We start from the raw sequence: 14,680 nt of genomic DNA on the forward strand, positions 1-14,680 counted from the left end.
TGAGAGCCATTCATCCCAGAGCGATGGCCGGAGGGACCGGCACGGTCGCGACGAGCGCGAACGCACCGGTCAGCACGGCCCGGCCGAAGAACTGCCCGCCGCGCGCGGTCAGCGCGAAGGCGCGGACGGAGGGCGGCGCGAGGCGCGCGCCTCCCGGCGGGAACGCGACGTCGATGTCCCGGAAGGAGAACCGGGCGGGCAGATCGAGCGCCCCCGTCTTGTAGAGCGCCTCCTTCGCGCTCCAGAGCAGCGTCTCGAGCGCGGCGCGCGGCGCGCCCGCCGCGGCGCCGCGCGCGAGCCCGTCGCGCTCGCGCGGCGTGAAGTGCTCGTCGGCGAAGGCGGCCCCGCGCGCCTCCACCCGCTCGACGTCCACGCCGACGGCGCGCGCCGTGGTGACGGCCGCCGCCGCGAGGTCGCCCGCGTGGGAGAGCGACAGCGCGAGCGCGCCGTCCTCGAAGCGCGGGGGGCCGCCGCCGGGCCCCGTGATCGCGCAGGCGAGGTAGTCCGCCCGCGGGTGCGCCTCGAGCGCGGCCGCGTCGAGCGAGACCAGCGGGGCGCCGCGGCCGGCGGCGAGCTCCAGCCGGAGCCACTTCGCCGCGACGCGCGCGCACGCGGACTGCGCCCGGCGGGCGGCGGCGCGCTGGCCCGCGCACGCGCGGCGCTCGCCGGCCGTCAGGTAGGGCTCGAGGCGCGCCGCCGTGGCCTCGTCGGCCCGGACGATCGCGATCGCGAGCGGCGGCGTCACGGCGCCCCCAGCGGCAGCGACGCCGGCGCGGCAGGGCGCGCCTCGGCGGCCACGCGGCCCACCGCGAGCCCCACGAGCCCCTCGAGGTCGAGCAGCACGCCGCCCGCCGGGTCGAGCGCCTGCGCCCACGCGCCGAGGACGCGGTCGCCCGCGGCGGTCGGGGCCGCGGCGACGAGCCGGATCGGGCCGCCCGCGTCGCGGATCGCGAGGTCGTTCGCGGCCGCGCCGAAGCGGATCCGGTCGACGCCGCCCGCGGCGCACACCGGGAACGCGCCCGCCTCGTCGCGGCGCAGGACGCCCAGCGTCAGGAGGGCGTCGAGCAGGAGGAACGGCGTCGCGGCCGCGCGCAGCCGCGAAAGGGCGCGGTCCTTCGGGGCGCGGAACCGGGCCGACGAGTGCGCGGCCCCGAGCACGACGGTGCCGAGGTGGTCGAACCAGCCCGCGTGCCGGAGCGGCGCGCCGGGGCTCGCGTACGGATCGCGGAACGCCGGCCCGTCGACGCGCCCGGCGTGGCGCGGGGCGAGGCCGTCGCGGCGGGTGTCGATCGCGCCGAGCTCGACGACGCAGGTCGCGAAGGGCACGCCGGCGCGGAGGACCAGGCCCGACCGGTGGACGAAGTCGCCGCGCACCTCGACGGCGCACGCGACGCGGCCGCCGGCGAGCCGCTCGCTCCGGGTCGTCACCGTGCGCACCTCCCGGGCCGCGTCGTCGGGCAGGCGCAGGAGCTCGAGGAAGCGCACGTCGCGCACCTCGCGGACCACCGCGCCGCCGTCCGCCGCCGCGAGCGCGTGCCGGACGGCCAGCTCGACGAGGAAGGCGCCGGCCGCGACGGCGGAGGAGCGCGCCCGGTGGTCGGAGAGCCATGGATCGACGCGCGGATCGAGCGTCCACGCGCGCTCCTGCGGGCCCTCCGGCGCGCCCGCCGCCGCGATGCGGGGGGCGGACGCCGCGATGCGCGGGGCGAAGCGCTCGATCTCGCTGTCCGTGAGCAGCACCTGGGCCGCGCCGACGGGGCGCTCGACCACGAGGTCGAGGAAGATCTGCCGCCCCTCCTCCGGCTCGATGCCCCGGAGCCCGCGCGCCGCGCCGAGCGCGCTGTACTCGGACCCGGCGGTCATGCCGACGCCGTTCCAGCCGAGCCACGCGATGCTGGACCACGGGCCGGCGTCCGCCTCGGCCGCGAAGCACGCGGCGGCGCGGTTCATCGCCTCGTTGGCCGCGCCGTAGTCGGGCTGCCCGTCGTTGCCGAGCGCGCTGAACGCCGACGTCACGAGGTGGACGTGCGGGCGGGCGGCGGGCAGGTGGCGCGCGAGCGCGCGGCGGAGGTGGCAGAGGCCCGCGAGCTTCGTGTCGACGATCCGCTCGAAGAGCTCGAGCGACTTCGACGTGAGCCGGCTCGACACCTGGACGCCGGCGCCGTGCACGATCAGGTCGACCCGGCCGTAGGCCGCCGCGACCGCGGCCACGGCGCGCTCGACGTCCGCGGCGCTCGTGACGTCGGCGGCGTGGTAATCGACGCTCCCGCCCCGCGCGCGCAGGTGGGTCAGGACGCGGTGCGCCTCGCGCGCCGCCCGGATGCGGCCGTAGCGCTCGCGCAGCGCGGACATCCGCACGCCGCGGCCCTCGCGCAGCGCCTCCGCGTAGAAGTCCCGCTCGTACGCGTCGAGCTCCGCGTCGGTCATCGCGAGCGTGTGCGGGGGGGCGTCCTCCAGCCGCGAGCGGCCGAGGAGCACGGCGCGGCAGCCGAAGCGGCCCTGCAAGGCCTCGACGAACTGCGCCGTGATGCCGCGCGCGCCGCCCGTCACGAGCGCGACCGCGTCGGCGTCGAGCGGCGAGGCCGCGCGGGCGGGCGACCCCGAGGAGGGGCGGGCGAGCTGCACCACGTGCCGCACGCCGCCGAGATCGACCACCTCCTCGGGGGTGGCCGGCCGGGCGCGCCGCCACTCCTCGAAGAGCGCGCCGAGCGCCGCCGCGGCGTCCTGCGCGTCCGTGTGGACGACGCGCACGTCGCCCCCCGGCAGCTCGCGCGCCAGCGACTTCACGAAGCCGCCGACGGCGCCGCTCGCGGGCGCGAGCCGCCCGGATGGGTCCACCGCGCCGACGACGACCGCTGCGAAGGCCACGTCGCCGCGCCCCACGGCGTCGTAGTAGCGGCGCGCCGCGCCGAACAGCGCGCGCAGCGCCGGCCGGTACGAGCCCGGCGCGCCGTCGACGAACGCGCGCGCGTCCTCGGCGCGGGTGAGCACGACGACCGCGTCGACGTCATCGGGCGCGAGGGACCGGAAGGACGCGCTGAGCTGCTGCTCGTCGCCGGCGTCGATCGACGGCCCCCCGCCGCCGGCCTCGGGCCCCGGCGCCGCGAGCCCGCGCGCGGCGTCGAGCGCCGCGTCGCCGGCGAGCTCGAGGACGCGCGCGCGCTCCTCGGCGGAGCGGGCGGCGCGCCGCACGTCCGCGGCCAGCGCCGCGTCGGCGCAGACGTAGAGGACGCGGGACGGGACGCGCGCCGCGGGCCCCGCGGCCGGCACGCGCGCGATCTCGGGGACGTAGCAGTGGATCGGCGTGCCCGTGGCGAACCCCGAGGGCGCTGGCGCCGGCGCGACGCTGGGCGCCGGCGCGACGCTGGGCGCCGGCGCGACGCTGGGCGCCGGCGCGACGTGGGACGGCGGCGCCGCGCGCACGCCCTCGGGGGGCGCGACCTCGACCGCGCGGGCGTCCGAGGGCCAGCGCACGGCGGCGGCGGTGCCGTGCTCGCGTGCGCCGCGGATCGCCTCGAGGAGCTCGATCGCGCCCTCGGCCCCGCGCAGCCGCGCCCGCGGGCGGCCCGGCCCGCTGACCACGAGCTCGCGGCCGGCGAGGCCGCCCTCCGCCCCCGCCGCGGCGAAGGGCGCGACGCGGAGGCGCGCGAGCACCGGAAAGGCGTGGCGCGCCGCGGTCTCCTCGGTGCACAGCGCGACGAGCAGCGCCCCCTCGCCCACCGGCCGCGGGTCGCGGGTCGCCGACGCCCCGCGCGCGACGTCGTCGCTGAACGCGTTGACGGCGCCCGCCAGCACGACCTCGCAGTCCTCGTCGAGCACGAGATCGGCGGCCGCGAGCGCGTCGAGCAGCGAGGCCGCGGAGGCGTCGACGACGAAGTTCGGCCCGCGCAGGCCGAAGACGTTGGCGACGCGCCCGGAGATGACGTTGGGCATGTTGCCCGGCTGCGTGTACGGCCCCGTCGCGGGCGAGCCCGCGCGGAGCGCGTCGACCGTCGCGGAGGCCAGCGCCGGGCTCACGCCGCGCGCGCGGAGCGCCCTCGCCACGCGATCGGCGAAGATCCGCTCGTTCGCGCGCGCGCCGCGGCGCGTCTTGCCCTCGTGGCCGACGACGACGCCGATGCGCTCGCCGAGCTCGCGCGCCGGCAGCGCCGCGAGCGCCCTCTCCGCGGCCATCGCCGCGAGCAGCTGCGTCGGGTCCATCGCCTCGAGGGCGTCCGGGAGGACCGGCGCGCGGGCCGGCAGCCGCAGCGCGCGCTCGTCGAACGCGAGCGCGTCCGAGGGCGCGTCCGCGGGCGCGCCGCCCTCGCCGGGGAACACGGCCCCCAGCCCGACGACGCACAGCGCGCGGGCCTCGCCCCGCGGGCGCGGGCGCGGCGCGTGGCGGCCCGGCCGGTGCTCCTCGACGACGAGGTGGGCGTTGGTGCCGCCGAAGCCGAAGCTGTCGAGCCCGGCGCGCCGGGGCGCGTCGCCGTCCGCCGTCCACGGGGCCGCCGCGGTCGGGATGGCGAACGGCGAGCGCGCGAGGTCGATGCGCCCGCTCGGCGCCTGGAACCCGTGCTGCGCGAAGATCGTGCGCTCGCGGATCGCGAGCACGACCTTGATGAGCGACGCGACGCCCGCGGTCCAGCCCGTGTGGCCGAGCAGCGACTTGACGCTGCCCAGGGCGATGCGCGGCGCGCCCTCCTCGCCGGCGAACACCTCGGCGAGCGCCTTGTGCTCGGTCGCGTCGCCGACGGGCGTCGCGGTGGCGTGCGCCTCGACGTATTGCACGGATCGCGGCGCCACGCCGGCGGCCGCGTAGGCGCGCCGCATGGCCAGGCTCTGCCCGCGGCTCTGCGGCACGGTGACCGACGGGCTCGGGCCGTCGCTCGACAGGCCGCTGCCGAGGAGCACCGCGTCGACGCGATCGCCCCGCGCGCGGGCGTCGTCGAGCCGCTCGAGCACGACCACGGCGGCGCCCTCGCCGAACACCACCCCGTCGGCCGACGCGTCGAACGGGCGGCTGCCGGTCGCGGAGAGCCCGCCGAACTGCGAGAACTGGCAGGCGTTGGTCGGGCCGGGCTGGTAGGCGCCGCCGGCGATCACGACGTCGGCGAGGCCGCGGCGCAGCATCGCGGCGCCGAGGTGCACAGCGTGCATCGACGACGCGCAGGCCGCGTCGACGACCACGGTGCGCACGCCCTCGCGCACGACGTCGCGCACGACGCGCGCGAGCGGCTCGAGGTGGCCGCGGCACGCCGCGCGCCGCTCCGCGTCGAGCCCGAGCTCGCCCGCCAAGGCCTCCGCGACGGCCGCGCGGTCCGCCGGGCCCGCGGCGACGCCGGCGAGCGCGCGCTCGACGCCGAGCAGCAGCGTCGCCTCGTCGTGCTCGATCGAGCCGTCCGCCGTCGACCCGAGGAGGCACGCGATCCGGAGCGGCGCGCCGTCGCGAAGCACGGCCGCCTGCGCCTTGGCCTCGGCGAGCGCGCACGCCAGCATGCGGGCCGTCTTGGGCAGCCGCTCGAGCGTGCGCGCGTCGTACCCGGTGCGCTCGGCGTACGGCCCGAGCGCGTCGACCGTGCCGACCAGCAGGCTGTACGTCTTGTCGGCGGCGCGGCCGGGGCTCAGGAAGTCGGTCGCGAGCTCCGGGTGTCGCGCGCCGGTGTCGGCGATGCCGCACGTACCCGACCGCAGCTGCGCGAGGTAGGCGTCGACGCCGCCGGACCCCGGCAGCACCGCGCCCATGCCGACGATGGCGATCGGCGCGGCCCCCGCGGGCGCGGCGTCCTCGCGCGGGCGGCGGTCGTCCTGCGCTTCCTCGGGGAGCGCCGCGACCGCCGTCAGCGCGTGGCCGGCGGCGCGCAGCGCCTCGACCGCGCGCCGGTGCTCGGCCACCACGTCCTCGCCGGCGCGGAACGTCGCGATCACGCGCAGGTCGGGCCCCGGCGGCGCGCTCCGTCGTACGAGGGCGGTCAGCGCGCTGCCGCCGCCGCACTCGACGAAGGTGCGGCAGCCGGCCGCGTGGAGGTCGCGCACGGCCGCTCCGAAGTCGAGCGGCGTCACGAGGTGCATGGGGAGCAGGCGCGCGGGCGCGAGCGCGCCCTCGCCGTAGTGGACGCGATCGATCGGCGAGTACGTGGCCAGCGCCGGCCGCGCCGCGCCCGCGCGCAGGGCGGCGCTCGCGAACGGGCCGACCGCCGGCGCGAGCAGGGGCGAGTGGAAGGCGTAGCGGCTCGCGAGCACGGTCGACCGGACGCCGGCGCCCTCGAGCCGCCGCTCGAGCGCCGCGATGCCGTCCGCCGTGCCCGAGGCGACCGCCTGGTCGGCCGCGTTGATCACCGAGACGAACACGTCGTCCCGGCCGAGCGCCTGCACCTCGTCGCGCAGCCGCTCGGCGCCGGTGTGCGCCGCGAGCATGCGGCCGGGCGGCGCGCCGCGCAGGGCCAGCACCCGCCGGCCCACGAGCTCCGCGGCCGTCGCGAGCGAGAAGGCCCCCGCGGCGGCCAGCGCGGCGATCTCCCCGAGGCTGTGCCCCGCCACGACGTCCGGCTCGAGCCCGGCGGACCGGAGCAGCGCGACGGCGACGTAGTCCTGGACGAGGATGCCGAGCTGATCGAGGTCGGCGCACGCGTCGAGGGCGGCCCGCGCCTCCGCCTCGCCGGCGGCCACGAGCGCCGCGAGCGACGCGCCGAGCAGCGCCCGCGCCGCGGGCTCGGCCTCGGCGACGGCCGCGCGCGCGGCGTCGAAGCGCGCGTGGAGCGCGCGCAGCAGCCGGAGGTCGAACGAGCCCTGGCCGGGCAGGAGCAGGGCCACCTTCGCGGCGCCTCCGCGGCCCGCCCGCGCGGGCGCCCCTCCTTGCGCGGGCTCTTCCGCCGCGCCCGCCGCGCTCGCCGCGCTCGCCGCGCCCGATTGCGTGCGGTGCGGGCGCGACGCGTGCAGCGGCGCGCGCGCGACCTCGACGGCGTGCCGGAGGAGGCGCTCGGGGAAGAGCTCACGCAGCGCGGAGCCGCCGCGCAGGGCGAGCTCGACGAAGCGCTGGTGCGGCACCTGCTCGTCGAGCGCCCCGACGTGCATCGTCACGGATCTGGGCAGCGGCGCGAGCTCGTCGCTCGTCGCCCCGACGGCGACGATCCGCTGGTAGCCGCACGCCACGGGCTCGCCGTCGAAGCGGACCGTGCGGAAGTACCCGTACGCGCTCGAGCGCGTCACGCCGCCGAGGGTCATGAAGATCGCGACGCGCTCGCCCACGCGGACCGGCGAGAGGTTCCGGCTGTAGCCCTCGCTGGTGAGCAGCCGGATCGCGGCGCGATCGTCCTCGTGCGGGAGCGAGCCGTCCGCGGCCTCGGCGAAGTAGAGCGTCTCGCGCGCGATGCACTGGAAGCGGAAGTTGGTGAGGTAGTGATGGCTCCCGTAGGCCATGCTGTCCTCGAACTTCACGCAGTACGGAACGACGAAGAACTCGCCCATGGATCCTCTCCACGCAGCCCGCTCGCGCGCGGCGTCGACGCACGCCTGGCACCGCGTGCCAGCCGATGCTCCGTGCGTCCGTCACCGCCCCGCGGTCCGGGCTGTCGAAATGAGTGTACCTACACCTAAATTGCGCGGCGCGGGCCGCCGGCCGCGCACCCGAGCCGCGGGCGCGCCTCGGCGCCGTCGCGGCCCGGGCAGCGAACATCGAGCGATCGACCGACGGATCGGTCAGCGCGCGCCGGGGCCTGGAGGACCCGGCGACGAGCCAGCGATGGAGCGGGGAATGCCGCCCCGCATCGTATGGATAGGTGTACCTGCACCTGTACAGATGTCAAGCAGTTCGGGACGTCCCGGATGGCGGGTCGGCCCGAAACGGTGTAGATACACTTGTGGTTGATTTTGCCCGTGCCTCCGAGATCATCGCGAGCCAGTGCGCCCTCGTGCGCGTGCGCCGCGCGTCGCGCGCGCTGACGCGGCTCTACGACGAGGCGCTGCGGCCCTCGGGGCTCCAGGCGACGCAGCTCACGATGCTCGTCGCGGTCGCGACGTGCGGCGACGGGGGCGTGAAGCTCGGCGCGCTCGCCGACGGCCTCGTCATGGATCGCACGACGCTCACGAGGAACCTCGCGCCGCTGGAGCGGGCGGGCCTGCTCCGGGTCGCGCGCGCGCCCGACGACGCGCGCGTCCGCCTCATCTTCCTGACGCGCCAGGGAGAGCGCGCCATCGAGGCGGCGTTCCCGCTGTGGGAGCGGACCCAGAAGCACGTCCGCGAGCGGCTCGGCCCCAGCGAAGCGGACGCGCTCCGCGAGGAGCTCGGCCGCGTCGTGGCCCTGGCCACGCGGCCCGAGCCGGCGCCGGCGCCGGCGCGGCCGGCGAAGGCGCCGGCGCGGCCGGCGAAGGCGCCGGCGCGGCCGGCGAAGGCGCCGGCGCGGCCGGCGAAGGCGCCGGCGCGGCCGGCGAAGGCGCCGGCGCGGGAACGGCCGGCGAAGCCGGCGAAGCCGGCCAAGCGCAAGGCGAAGCGACGATCGCCGGAGGCGTGATGATCACCGTGCGGCGCCGGCGGAGCGCCGCGAGAGGAGCGCTCGGCGCCCCCTGAAGGCCTGGCAGAAAGACTCGGCCCGCGAGTGTCTCCGACCCGAGGTTGGACTCTCGGGGTGGCGCGGCGCCCTAATGACATTGCGCAGGTCTGGCACGGCAGCTCTCGTCGGCCGCGTTGTCGAGCGGGCGGGCGCCTCCATCGCCGCCTCGGGCGCATCGGCGTCAGCGCGGATTGACGGGCAGCGCCGCGGGTTCGAGAGTCGACGGGCGCAAGCTTCGCCGGAGCGCGCACGAACGAGAGAAGGAGGACACCATGGACTTCGAGGTGGCACCGCTCCCCTACCCCAAGGACGCGCTGGAGCCCGCCATGAGCCGGGAGACGCTCGAGTTTCATTACGAGAAGCACCACAAGGGCTACATGTCGAAGCTCAAGAGCCTGATCGACGGCAAGCCCGAGGCGAACAAGAGCCTCGTCGATCTCGTGCGCACGAGCTCCGGCGCGGTGTTCAACAACGCAGCTCAGGTCTGGAATCACACCTTCTTCTGGGAGGGCATGAAGCCGAACGGCGGCGGCCCTCCGCCCTCGGGGGACGTGGGCGATCTCATCGCTGGCCTCGGCGGCTGGGAGAAGGTCCGCGGCGACTTCATCGCCTCCGGCGTCGCGCGCTTCGGCTCGGGATACGCGTGGCTCGTGCTCGACGGCGGCAAGGGCAGGATCCTCGACACGCCGAACGCAGAGACCCCGCTCACGACGGGCGCGACGCCGCTCCTCACGTGCGATGTCTGGGAGCATGCTTATTACCTCGATCACCGCAACAACCGCCAGCGCTTCCTGGAGGTGTTCCTCGACAAGCTCGTGAGCTGGGACGCCGTCGCCAGGAACCTCCGCGCCGCGTCGTCGTAGCGCGCTGTCGATCGAGCCCAGCGCGCGGGCCGCGCCCGGCTCGCGCTCGCGGGCGCCCGCCGCCGCAACCTCGCCGCGCAGCGCCTGGAGGCGCACGAAGAGCTAGGCCCCCTGCCCCCACCCCCCGCGCTCGCGCACGAGCGCGCCCCCCCGTGCAGCGCGCGCCCGCACGTTACGTCAGGAACTGATCGGCGATAATGGCGAGAACGTATCTTCCGACGTTCCCCATGGCTCTATCGAAACGGGGCCAGCTGGTATAAACAGAGACAGGCGCGTCGAGCCCAGGGGGGCCTGTGGAGATCGATGCGCAGCTCTACAGCACAGCGCTGTGGGTGAGTCTCCCCAGCGAGCGAGGTCTATGAACACGCAACCGACCGCGCAGCCTTCTTTCGAGTTGTTCTTCGAGGCTTGCCAGCACCCCTTCTGCGTCGTGACGGCCGAGGGCCGCCTGGTGAAGTGGAACGCGGCGTGCGCGCGGGCGCTCGGCCGGTCCTCTCTGGATCTCACCGGCAAGCCGCTCGACGAGATCGTGGTCGAGACCGATCGCGCGCAGGTGCGCTCGACGCTCGGCGGCCTCTTCCCCGGCCCCTCGACGGCGGATCTCGAGTGTCGCGTGCTCGGCAGCGACGGCGCGACGCGCCTGCTCTCCCTGCGCGCCTCGACGTACGATCGAGGCGACCTGGCGTACGGTGTCTTCGAGGACATCACCGGCAGGCCGCGCCGCGCGGCCGGGCCGCTCCTCGCGGAGGAGGTGTATCAACAGATCCTCGACGCCATCGACGACATGGTCCTCGTGAAGGGCCCGAGGTCGAGGGTGCTGTGGGCCAACAAGGCGTTCCGCGAGCTCTACGGCATGACCAACGCCGAGCTCCACGGCATCATCGACGCTCCGCGCAGCGAGCCGGACTTCACGCAGCAGTACGTGAGAGACGACCTGTACGTGTTCGAGACCGGCAACCGGCTGGTCATCGACGAGGAGCCGGCCGCGCGCCACGACGGCGCGATCCGGACGCTGACCACGGTCAAATCGGCCCTGCGGGGCGAGGGAGGCCAGGTGATCGGCACGGTCGGCGTCTCGCGGGACATCACGGACGGCCGGCGCGTCGAGCGGGACCGGGAGCTCCTGGCGCAGGCGATCGGCGCGGCCTCCCAGGGCATCCTCGTCGCGGCGAGCGCCCCCGAGGAGCTGCCCGTCACGTACGTGAACGCCGCCTTCGCGCGCCTGTCCGGGCGGCCGGTGGGCGAGCTCCTGGGCGCCTCGTTCCTGCGGCTCGTGGGCGGCATCGCCGACGCGGCCGCGGCCGAGCAGCTCGCGCGCGCGGTCGCCGAGCGCCGGGAGGTCTCGGTCGAGTTCCCGGCGGAGCGCGACGGCGGCGCGCGCGCCTGGATGCGCATGGCGCTCACCCCGGTGCGCGACGCGTCGGGCCAGGTGACGAGCTTCGTGGCCATCCAGGCCGACATCACGGCCGAGCGGGAGCGGCAGCGGCACGAGCTGGCGCTGAAGGAGCAGCGGCACCTCATCGAGCGCCAGCGGCGGACCATCCAGGCCCTGGTGACGCCCATCATCGAGATCTGGGACGGGGTGCTCACGATGCCGGTCATCGGCGTGGTCGACAGCGTCCGCGCGGCCGAGATGATGACCGCGCTCCTCGAGGCGGTCAGCGCGAACCGGGCGCGGTTCGCCATCGTGGATCTCACCGGGGTCGACGTCGTGGACACGGCGACCGCGAACCACCTGCTCAAGCTGGTGCGGGCCGCGCGCCTGCTCGGGACCACGTGCGCGCTCTCCGGCATCTCGCCGGCGGTGAGCAGGACGCTGGTGGGCCTCGGCGTCGAGCTCGGCGAGCTGCGCACGTTCGGCGCGCTGCGCGCCGCGCTCCGCCACGTGCTCGGCCAGCTCGGCGTCTCGGTCGTCCGGGCGCGCGCGTGAGCCGTGGCCCGCCCCGCGCGCGAGGCCCGGGCGACCCGGAGGATCGGCGGCGCGTCACGCCTCCTGGAGCGCACATCGGTTGAGCTCGCCGGTCGCGGCCCCGTGGGTGCGGCCCCCGGCGCTCGGTTGCGGTAAGCTGCGCGAAAGGCGCGGCTGCTTCCTGCCGCCGCTCGAGCCAGAATCTGCCCTCTCGCCCCGGCAAGAGCACCTCTTCATGGCCGATTTGAACGATCCCGCGCGCCTCGCCGAGCTGCACCAGGTGCTGCTGCGCGACGACGCGGACGCCATCCTCGACACCTGCGTCGAGCGTGCGGCCGAGCTCGCGCAGGCGCCGATGGCGCTGGTGAGCTTGATCGTCCGCCACATCCAGCTGTTCCGCGCGCACCGCGGCCTGCCGCCGGAGCTGTGCGTGAGCTGCGCGACCTCGCGGAGCAACTCGTTCTGTCAGCTCGTGGTCCGCCACGAGGCGCCGCTCGTCGTCGAGGACGCGATGCTGGACGAGCGCGTGCCCAAGGAGCTCGTCGAGCGGTATGGCATCCGCGCCTACGCCGGGGTGCCCATCCGGGTGCGCCGGCACGTGGTCGGCTCGTTCTGCGTGCTCGACGTCGTGCCCCGCGGGTTCGGGCCGCGCGTGATCGATGGCCTGGAGCAGCTCGCCGCCGAGGTCGGCGCGCGGCTCGAGGCGCTGGAGAGCGACGCGCCGCCGCCGAGCCGGACCGTGAAGGAGCGGCTCGCGCGGTTCGAACAGACCGCGCGCCTGCTGGAGCACGCGCTCGGGGCGATCGCTCCGGTGCTCGCCGAGGCGCAGAGCGCCGCGGCGACGCTGCCGGAGGCGCCGCCGGCGGCGCTGAGCCCGGACGACCTGCGCGCGGCGGTCGACTGCTATCGGGACATGTTCGCGATCGCGACGGAGCTGGCCGAGGACGCGCTGCTGCTTTCGCGCTCGTTCCCGGCCGAGACGGCCTCGGAGATCGCCCTGGCGACGCGCTCGCTGGCGCGGGACATGGTCGAGGTCGGCCCGCTCGTCCGGCTGGCCGAGGGCGTGCTGCAGGGCACGCTCGGCGGGGGGGTCGCCGCCAAGGCGGCGCACGTCGTGCGGGACGCGTTCGCGGCGCACGAGACCGCGTCCGCCGCGGTTCGCCGGATCATCGCCACGGTCGAGCGCGCCCGGGCAACGGAGGTGCGGTGAAGGGCCGAGCGTACCAGCTGCTCCGTTCATGTCTCGGCGACAAGGACGCTCCGAGCGCGCGCAGCGCGTTCATCTATGCGCGGATCATCATGCGCGCGCGCGTGGTGCCCGAGGAGATCACGCCCGCGCTCGACGACCCCGAGATCGAGCGGCGGCTGGAGCACGCGCTGGAGGAGATCCTCCGCCGCGCGTAGGGCCGCGGGCGCTCGTGCCGCGAAGGGCCGGGCAGCGCGCGGGGACCGAGCGTGGGAAGCCTGTGCGACCTGTGCGACCTGTGCGACCTGTGCGACCTGTGCGACCTGTGCGACCTGTGCGACTGAGTCGACGAATCTCCTACTTTCGCCTTCACCCTTCGGGGCGGTCCTGCTATGCAGCGAAGCCATTCTTCGTCGCTGGTGCGCCTGCTTGATGTCCCTTGCTCGATGCCGGGCGCATCGGTCGAGATGCCTTCCTTGGAGAGGACCATGAGCCACGATGTGACGACTGGGTTGTTTGCTGGGCCGCGGTGGACGCGGGGCTTTCTGCATCTTGCGTTGCCGGCGATGATGCTGCTCGGCTGTGATGGCTCGTTGGGGGACTCGGCCTCAGGGGGCGGTAACTCGACGGCGTCGACGTCCTCGGGGGCCGGCGGCGGCGTGTCGACGTCGACCTCGGCGTCCACGTCAGCCTCCTCGGGGAACGGTATGGGCGGTACGGGCGGCGACGGCGGCACCGGCGGCGACGGCGGCGCTGGCGGCACCGGCGGCGACGCGTCTGCGTCGGCCTCCTCGGGCGGCGGCACTGGCGGCGGCGGCGGCGACGCTTCCACCGCCGCGTCCACATCGGCCTCCTCGGGCGGCGGCGCCGGCGGAGCTGGCGGCGCTGGCGGCGGCGACGCTTCCACCTCCGCGTCCACGACAGCTACCTCGGGCAGCGGCTCCGGCGGCGCCGGCGGCGGCGACGCATCCACCTCCGCGTCCACGTCGGCCTCCTCGGGCAGCGGCGATTCGTCGACATCGGCCGTGACCTCCGCGTCGGCCTCCTCGGGCGGCGGCGCAGGCGGCGCCGGCGGCATGGGCGGCGGCGATTCGTCGACGTCGGCCGTGACCTCCGCGTCGGCCTCCTCGGGCGGCGGCGCCGGCGGCATGGGCGGCGGCGACGCGTCCACGTCGAGCGTGACGTCCACCTCGAGCGCCGTGACCTCGACGACGTCGACCGGGACGGGCCCCGCCACGGGAACGCCGGTCGAGCGGCACGGCCGCCTGAAGGTGATGGGTAACCGCGTCGTCGACGAGTACGGGGAAGCGCTCCAGCTCAAGGGCATGAGCATGTTCTGGAGCATCTGGGAGGGAGAGAAGTTCTACAACGCCTCCGCGGTCAACACGCTCGTGGACGACTGGGATGTGACCATCGTCCGCGCCGCGATGGCCGCCAGCACGTCGGGGCTCGGCTACGTCCACAACCCCGACGCGGAGAAGAACAAGGTCCGAGCGATCGTCAACGCCGCCATCGCCAAAGGGATCTACGTGATCATCGACTGGCACGATCACGACGCGATCCGGAACAAGGACGCAGCGAAGCGCTTCTTCCGGGAGATGGCCGCGGAGTACGGCGACGAGCCCGCGGTGATCTTCGAGATCTTCAACGAGCCGGACAACGAGAGCTGGGCAGAGGTGAAGTCGTATGCGGAGGAGGTGATCGGCGTGATCCGCACCGCCGGCTCCGACAACCTCGTGATCGTGGGGACGCCGACCTGGTCGCAGGACGTGGACGTGGCCGCCGGGAACCGGATCACGAGCGACGACAACGTCGCTTATACGCTGCACTTCTATGCGACCACGCATCGAGATGCGCTGCGCACCAAGGCGTCGAACGCGCTGGCCGCGGGCCTCCCGCTGTTCGTGACCGAGTGGGGCACCTGCGAATCCACGGGCAGGGGCTCGCTGGATCTCGGCGAGGCGCAGCGGTGGCTCGACTTTTTGAACAGCCACCAGATCAGCTGGCTCAACTGGTCCATCGTCGACAAGAACGAGTCCTGCGCTGCGCTGAGGCCCGGGGCGAGCACGGGCGGCCCGTGGTCGGATGGGCAGCTGACCGAGTCGGGGCGGTGGGTCAAGGAGAAGCTCCGGGCGCCTTGACCCGGGTGGCGGAGCGGAGCGTCTCTCCGGGGGGCGAGCTCCGCTCGTGGCCG

General features: G+C 75.7%; 8 protein-coding genes. 6 read left to right on the plus strand and 2 right to left on the minus strand.

Going from position 1 to position 14,680, the window contains the following annotated elements:
- Positions 1-10: 10 nt before the first annotated feature.
- Positions 11-745, minus strand: coding sequence for a 4'-phosphopantetheinyl transferase superfamily protein (locus NQZ70_RS30760; protein ID WP_129577405.1), 735 nt, complete (start codon positions 743-745; stop codon positions 11-13).
- Positions 742-7,446: a type I polyketide synthase gene (locus tag NQZ70_RS30765; protein WP_129577406.1), complete on the minus strand. Its 6,705-nt coding sequence runs from the start codon at positions 7,444-7,446 to the stop codon at positions 742-744. The genes NQZ70_RS30760 and NQZ70_RS30765 overlap by 4 nt, the downstream gene beginning before the upstream one ends.
- A gap of 392 nt (positions 7,447-7,838) precedes the next feature.
- Here NQZ70_RS30765 and NQZ70_RS30770 point away from each other — a divergent pair, with 392 nt between their 5' ends.
- The 6 genes from NQZ70_RS30770 (at position 7,839) to NQZ70_RS30795 (ending at position 14,627) form a co-directional block, all read left to right on the plus strand.
- Positions 7,839-8,489 (plus strand): MarR family winged helix-turn-helix transcriptional regulator, encoded by a 651-nt coding sequence (locus NQZ70_RS30770; protein ID WP_129577407.1) that lies wholly within the window; start codon positions 7,839-7,841, stop codon positions 8,487-8,489.
- A 311-nt stretch (positions 8,490-8,800) separates the two neighbouring features.
- A complete protein-coding gene (locus NQZ70_RS30775; RefSeq protein ID WP_129577408.1) occupies positions 8,801-9,391 on the plus strand; it encodes a superoxide dismutase in 591 nt (196 codons plus the stop codon).
- Between the two features lie 358 nt (positions 9,392-9,749).
- Positions 9,750-11,321 (plus strand): PAS domain-containing protein, encoded by a 1,572-nt coding sequence (locus NQZ70_RS30780; RefSeq protein WP_129577409.1) that lies wholly within the window; start codon positions 9,750-9,752, stop codon positions 11,319-11,321.
- Positions 11,322-11,535: 214 nt separating this feature from the next.
- The gene (locus NQZ70_RS30785) at positions 11,536-12,510 is read left to right on the plus strand and encodes a GAF domain-containing protein (protein ID WP_129577410.1); all 975 of its coding nucleotides are present in this window, start codon (positions 11,536-11,538) and stop codon (positions 12,508-12,510) included.
- Entirely contained in the window at positions 12,507-12,704 is a 198-nt protein-coding gene (locus NQZ70_RS30790) for a hypothetical protein (RefSeq protein ID WP_129577411.1), read from the plus strand. Before NQZ70_RS30785 ends, NQZ70_RS30790 begins: the two co-directional genes overlap by 4 nt.
- Positions 12,705-12,974: 270 nt before the next feature.
- Complete coding sequence (locus NQZ70_RS30795) at positions 12,975-14,627, plus strand: glycoside hydrolase family 5 protein (protein WP_257792730.1); 1,653 nt, start codon at positions 12,975-12,977, stop codon at positions 14,625-14,627.
- Positions 14,628-14,680: the final 53 nt, after the last annotated feature.

This window comes from Sorangium sp. So ce836 (genome assembly GCF_028553905.1).
GTDB classification, from domain to species: Bacteria; Myxococcota_A; Polyangia; order Polyangiales; family Polyangiaceae; genus Sorangium; species Sorangium cellulosum_D.

Excerpts from the sequence above, each read along its gene's own strand:
- NQZ70_RS30780 (WP_129577409.1), top strand. The coding sequence starts at position 9,750 with ATGAACACGCAACCGACCGCGCAGCCTTCTTTCGAGTTGTTCTTCGAG.
- NQZ70_RS30765 (WP_129577406.1), bottom strand. The coding sequence starts at position 7,446 with ATGGGCGAGTTCTTCGTCGTTCCGTACTGCGTGAAGTTCGAGGACAGC.
- NQZ70_RS30775 (WP_129577408.1), top strand. The coding sequence starts at position 8,801 with ATGGACTTCGAGGTGGCACCGCTCCCCTACCCCAAGGACGCGCTGGAG.
- NQZ70_RS30795 (WP_257792730.1), top strand. The coding sequence starts at position 12,975 with ATGAGCCACGATGTGACGACTGGGTTGTTTGCTGGGCCGCGGTGGACG.
- NQZ70_RS30785 (WP_129577410.1), top strand. The coding sequence starts at position 11,536 with ATGGCCGATTTGAACGATCCCGCGCGCCTCGCCGAGCTGCACCAGGTG.